At 34.4% G+C, this 695-nt stretch carries 2 protein-coding genes; both read left to right on the forward strand.

What is annotated here, in order from left to right; genetic code table 11:
• Positions 1-439, forward strand: a 439-nt coding sequence (locus ABCO64_RS10365; protein WP_343089408.1) for a 4Fe-4S dicluster domain-containing protein, incomplete at its 5' end; no start/stop codon positions are given.
• A complete protein-coding gene (locus tag ABCO64_RS10370; protein WP_343089409.1) occupies positions 439-675 on the forward strand; it encodes a Smr/MutS family protein in 237 nt (78 codons plus the stop codon). The genes ABCO64_RS10365 and ABCO64_RS10370, both read left to right, overlap by 1 nt.
• Positions 676-695: the final 20 nt, after the last annotated feature.

The following is a 695-nucleotide window of genomic DNA, read 5'->3' on the forward strand; positions in this document are numbered from 1 at the left end:
GTTAGGAGAAGTTGGGATGCATAATCATTTAATACATCCAAAATATGGCGATAAAGTAAGAATTGGAGCGATTTTAACAGATTTAGACCTTGTAGAAGATGGGCCCAGTGATTTTGGACTTGAGATGTTTTGTAAACGCTGCGCCTTATGCTTAATTAATTGTCCCATGCAATCTATATCTTTTAAACAAAGAAGGGTAAACGGCAAAAGGTTTTATAAATTTGACGATCAAAGCTGTTATAAGATTTTTAAAAATGCAGGCACCGATTGTGCGGTTTGTATTCAAAGTTGTCCACTTGCCTATGATATAGGATATGATAAAGTTATGGACGCAAAAAATAACCCAGAAAAAATAGATGCAATTATCAAAGCACATTTAGAAAGTCATGGAAGAAGGCCTAGTATTAAAACCCCTCTTCCTTTAGTGGAGGAAAAATAATGTTTCAAGATATTTTAGACATTCACGGAATGAGTGAATCAGAAGCCATTCGCACCATTGAAAAACACTTAGCATCGCTGGATAAATCAATAAAAGCACTCACTATCATTCATGGCCATAATAGCGGAAGAACATTAAAAGACATGGTCGCAAATCCACAAAAAATACGCTCAAAAAGGATTAAAAGAAGAAAATATTCTACCAATCCTGGAGAAACAATCTTGGAGTTATACTAATGCGTGATAAACTATTTATT

Origin of the sequence: Methanocalculus natronophilus (assembly GCF_038751955.1) — an archaeon.
Taxonomy (GTDB): domain Archaea; phylum Halobacteriota; class Methanomicrobia; order Methanomicrobiales; family Methanocorpusculaceae; genus Methanocalculus; species Methanocalculus natronophilus.

Bases quoted from the DNA above. Each gene is read 5' to 3' on its own strand.
- ABCO64_RS10370 (WP_343089409.1), top strand. From the start codon at position 439: ATGTTTCAAGATATTTTAGACATTCACGGAATGAGTGAATCAGAAGCC.